This is a genomic window from Cupriavidus phytohabitans, from assembly GCF_000426345.1.
GTDB lineage: Bacteria > Pseudomonadota > Gammaproteobacteria > Burkholderiales > Burkholderiaceae > Cupriavidus.
This window is the reverse complement of sequence record NZ_AUFE01000167.1, coordinates 1-4559: the sequence shown is the minus strand read 5'-3', so window position 1 is coordinate 4559 and position 4559 is coordinate 1. Positions and strand designations below refer to the sequence as shown.

The 4559-nt window shown below is 58.9% G+C and carries 4 protein-coding genes and 2 pseudogenes; 3 read left to right on the top strand and 3 right to left on the bottom strand.

Annotated features, from left to right (window positions below):
- From K309_RS0134100 to K309_RS0134090, 3 genes and pseudogenes are all read right to left on the bottom strand, one after another.
- Window positions 1-202: pseudogene (locus tag K309_RS0134100) on the bottom strand (IS256 family transposase); the annotation flags it as partial.
- 80 nt (window positions 203-282) lie between these two features.
- Complete coding sequence (locus K309_RS0134095; protein WP_029050376.1) at window positions 283-576, bottom strand: NAD(P)-binding domain-containing protein; 294 nt, start codon at window positions 574-576, stop codon at window positions 283-285.
- Window positions 573-956: a VOC family protein gene (locus K309_RS0134090; RefSeq protein ID WP_029050375.1), complete on the bottom strand. Its 384-nt coding sequence runs from the start codon at window positions 954-956 to the stop codon at window positions 573-575. Before K309_RS0134090 ends, K309_RS0134095 begins: the two co-directional genes overlap by 4 nt.
- A 135-nt stretch (window positions 957-1091) precedes the next feature.
- Here K309_RS0134090 and K309_RS0134085 point away from each other — a divergent pair, with 135 nt between their 5' ends.
- From K309_RS0134085 to K309_RS41265, 3 genes and pseudogenes are all read left to right on the top strand, one after another.
- Window positions 1092-2030, top strand: a complete 939-nt coding sequence (locus K309_RS0134085) for a LysR family transcriptional regulator (RefSeq protein WP_029050374.1) — start codon at window positions 1092-1094, stop codon at window positions 2028-2030.
- A gap of 225 nt (window positions 2031-2255) precedes the next feature.
- Window positions 2256-4174 (top strand): annotated as a pseudogene (locus tag K309_RS44405) (Tn3 family transposase); the annotation flags it as partial.
- A gap of 159 nt (window positions 4175-4333) precedes the next feature.
- Window positions 4334-4559: transposase (locus tag K309_RS41265; protein WP_156914545.1), on the top strand; the 226-nt coding region annotated here is incomplete at its 3' end.

Here is a 4559-nt window from a genome sequence, read left to right as displayed (position 1 = left end):
CGCGCTCCGGGAGGTAGCCATTGCGAACCACGGCACGCTGCCCGCTCAACGTCTTGACGTTACTGAACTGCTCAAGCAGCTCTGCCAGCTCCACTTCAATCGCCTCCTGGATGACCCGTCGGGCCCCGCGCCTGATCAGCTCCTCGAGCCCAAGCCCGATTTCCGATAGACCGACTGCTTCTTTCCCTTTATCCTTGCTCATGGTGGACCTTTCTTGTGCTGGTTTCCGATCTCGACAATCAGATTCTCAGCGGAAAGCTCCACCGCCCTCTACTCCGCGCCTCAAATTCCCCGCCTGTACACCAGTTTCGACTTTAGCTCGCCCTCGCCGAACAGCACGTCCAGCACGGCAACTGTGCCCGGTAGGCTCAGAAACACAATTTGAGCATCCGCTAAGCCGGTCAGGTCGTCTGCAGTCGTAGCGCCGGCGGCCGCCAGTTCGGGATAGGCATCCTGGACTTTGGAGGTGACACGTAGTTCTGTGTCGGAATGAACGAGATTGAGAGCCATCGGCTTACCCATTTGGCCGAGGCCAACGAAGCCGACAATCGTCTTGTCGGTGGTCACGGCGGTCATGCGTCAGCCCTCTCGGAGATTTCAATCAGGTTCAGGTCCGGGTCTCGCAGGTAAATAGACCGAATGCGGAAATTGGCGCCGGTACGGGCCACCGGGCCTTCGATGATGGACGCGCCGCGCGCATTAAGTTGCTTGATGACGTCGTCGAGCGGAATCGATGCGATGAAGCACAGGTCCAGTGCTCCAGGAACGGGAAGGTGAGCCTTCGGCTCGAACTCTTTGCCCTTTACGTGTAGATTGATTTTCTGCTCGCCGAACTTGAACGCCTTCCGACCTTCGCCGAACGTCTCAAGGCTCATTCCCAGCAACCCAACGTAGAAGTCGACGCAGGCTTCTTCATTGGCGGTGGTCAAGACGAGATGGTCGAGATGATGAATCACTGCTGTCTCCTTCTTGCAGTTTCGCGAATGACCTGAATGTATTCGCCCACGAACGCTTGGAGGAATCCCTAATTTCGCATGCGGCCTTCGCGTTTCGCGAAGGGATGGGGCAGGGAAACTGCTAATATGCAATCCATGTCCCAAGACTTCATCAACCCCGCACGCATCGATTTCGTCACACTACGGCTGTTCTGTGCTGTGGCCCAGACCGGTAGCATTACCAAAGGCGCAGAGCGATGTAACCTTGCGCTTTCGGCAGCAAGCCGACGTATCTCGGACTTCGAAGCGGCGTCGAAAGCAGTGCTGATGGAGCGGACGGTGCATGGCGTACGGCTGACACCGGCGGGCCACGTAGCCTTGCAGCACGCTATGCGGCTCTTCCAGGGATTCGAGCTATTCAGCAATGAGTTGAGTGAGTATTCCAGCGGTTCACGGGGGCACGTCCGACTCTGGGCCAACATGTCGGCTCTAGTGGAGTTCCTGCCGTCGGCACTGGAAAGTTTCCTGCACCGTTATCCCGACACGCGCGTTGAGGTCGAAGAGCAACTGAGTGGTGACATCGTCCGTGCTCTCGTCGAAGGACTGGCGGATGTTGGGATATTTGTGGAAGGCGCGCCAACCCATGGGCTAAACGTACTGCCTTATCGGACCGACCGGCTGGTGGTGCTTTGCTCCAAGACCCACCCTTTGAGCGGCGTGGACGAAATTGACTTCCGAAGCTGTCTCTCCTACGACTTCGTCGGCCTGAACCGGGGGAGCTCGCTGCTGAACACCATTTCTGTGGCCGCTCACGACATCGGATTTCCTCTGCGACTCCGGGTGCAGGTGAGAAGCTTCGACGCTATGTCGGAAATGATTGCGTCGAATCTGGGTATTGGCGTTCTGCCACTTGGCGCCTGCTTCCGCAAGCTTGAACCGATGGGCCTTAAGGCCGTCAGGCTCATCGACGACTGGGCTGAGCGGAGACTGCTTATCGCGACAAGCGCTGCGCGAGCGCTTTCCGGTTCAGCAGCGCTTTTGGTTGAGCACCTGACTCAACAGTCTGAAGCCGCTCCGCATCCCGCTGCTGGGTAACAGCAGGCAGCCCCCTGCGGAGCCTTCTTGGCGAGCGCATGCTCGCCCTATCTCGCTACTTGGGGTAGTCGTCCTTTTTGTGCAGAATCTTACGGTTTCCCCGCAAAGCCTTTCTTTACAAGGCGCTCCGAGCAAAGCAGACAACCGCCTGCTGGCCTTGAGTGACTTCGGGAGTACCATGTCCGCCCGCGATTTTGGATCGTATCACCTGGATGGGAGCGGACGATGCCGGGCTTGGGATTTCGCTGTGGGAAAAGACAGCTTGCCTTCTCGATTGTCGGAATTTGATGTCGAGTACTATTTCGCGCTGACCGGCAGCGACATTGCCGCAATTAACCAGAAATTTCGGCGTGCTGGCCGGGCCGGAGCCGCCGTCCAGCTGGCATTTCTGCGGGCAAGTGGACGTACTCTTGACCAACTGAACACACTCCCCCGTCAGCTCTTGCGATACGTGGGCGAAAAGCTGGGGTTACCAACTTCGACGATCGCCTCGCTGCGCACCATCTATCAGCGATATCCGACGCTGTATGAACACCAGGTCTGGGCCTGCCAATACCTTGGCTTGACACGAATCGATGACGATCACTGGAGAGGCCTCGGAGCTTGGATGCGGCAAGATGCTGCCGAATCGCTGTCCCTTGAGGAGTTGATTCAGCACGCCCACTACTGACTGTATGAGCGACGGATTCTGATTCCTTCCACACGAGCGCTGCTTGAGCCTTGCTCGTTCAATTTGGGCGGGCATCGAACGAGATTTGCCGGTGACGATTGAGGCGGTCGTCCCCCTGTCGCAGAGAGCAGAGGCCGAAGCTGCAGTGTTCGCCCAACATGCGACATCGGGAACGACCGTGCTGGAATGGCTCAAGAGCCCGCGAGGACGGCACAGCCCCTCAACCATAAACGAGACGCTGGCCAAGATCCGCTTCCTGAAGGGCCTCGGCGCGCATACTTGGGCGTTTGATGCCATTCCGATCGAGAAGCAGCGCGCCTATGGCCAGCGTATCCAGGCTCGCCGTCCTGCCAAAGTCCGTGAACTGAAGACCTCCACGCGTACGATTGAGCTGGTGTTCTTCCTGCGTGTGACCTTGCTCGAGCTGACGGACGCGATGCTCTACCAAACCGGGCGGCGCGTCTCGGACCTAGTTCGGCAGGCCTACAACAGGATCACGACTAAGCAAGCGCGCTCGGCGATCGAATACCGGCAGCAAATGGTCGAGATCAAGGTCCTGGTTGACGATACCCGCCGCTCGGCCGAAGAACGTCACGGGGCTGCGTAAGGGGCTGCGCGGCGGTACCGTGTGGATCAGCCATAGCCTGTCGTTTCGGGCACGCGATCAACTGCTGATCCCGCCGGCTCAGTGGGATTCTGAGCGGGACCGGTATCTGTCCACACTTGGCTTGCCGAACCAGGCGGACAGCTACCTCAATCCCCTCATGGATCCTCTGAAGGCAGGCCTCGCGGCACTGGACGAGGCCCGTGCGGCAGGCCACGTCACGATCGCAAACGGCGTGCTGCATCTATCACCACTCGAAGCGGCGGAAACCGACGGCATACCCACGCGCACCCGTGATCTGCTCTTCAAGGACATCGGCAACGCGCAGTTTGCCAACATCATCCTCGAGATGGATGCCCGTACCAATTTCAGCGAAGTGCTGCTGGCGCGCAAGACCGGAGACGCGCATGAGCTGATCGCGCTCTACGCCGCGCTGCTCGCACATGGCACCGAGCTCGACGCCAAGGGCGTCGCCGCCATGATTCCGCAGCTCGATCCGACGCACATCTCCACCGCGATGCGCGCGCTTGAGATGCCCGGGCGGCTGCGCCGCGCGAACGAACGGGTAGTGGAATTCCAGCGCACGCACCCGATCACCGAGTTATGGGGAACCGGTCAACGGGCGTCCAGCGATTCGATGAGCTTGGACACATCCCACATTTGTTCCATGCCCGTGCCGATCCTCGACGCCGCACCCATGCCGTCGGGATCTATACACACGTGCTGGATCAGCACGGAATCGTCTATAAGCAGCCTATGGTGCTCAACGAACGCCAGGCCGGCGTGGCCATTGAAGGGGCCATGCGCCACAATGAGACCAGCAGCGACGGCGGGTTGCTTCGACTCGCGGTCGATACCCACGGATACACGATTATGTAGACAGGGCCGCCGCCTGATTGGAGCGGCCTCGCTGTGACTAAGACAGTCCGAAGCGGTGATCACTTGGTAAGCGACCGAGAAACAGCGTCCTAGTTTTATAGGGTGAGTCTTGGCAGGCTTGCGTCCGCAAACACTTTGCGGACGCAAACCATGATCACTGACGATGTTGATGTTGACTGCTTTCCACTGCGAGTAGTGCGTGTCCGGCGCAATGGGAAACGCGATTACGATCCGGTTGCCAAGCGGCGTTTGATTGAGCTGTGTGTTCGGCCTGGCGCATCAGTGGCAGGCATGGCGCTCAAGGCTCAAGTCAATGCCAATCAACTGCGCAAATGGATTCGGCTGGATCGCGAATCGAAGGCGGTAGAACACGGTT

Bases quoted from the DNA above. Each gene is read 5' to 3' on its own strand.
- K309_RS0134095 (WP_029050376.1), bottom strand. From the start codon at position 576: ATGACCGCCGTGACCACCGACAAGACGATTGTCGGCTTCGTTGGCCTC.
- K309_RS0134085 (WP_029050374.1), top strand. From the start codon at position 1,092: ATGTCCCAAGACTTCATCAACCCCGCACGCATCGATTTCGTCACACTA.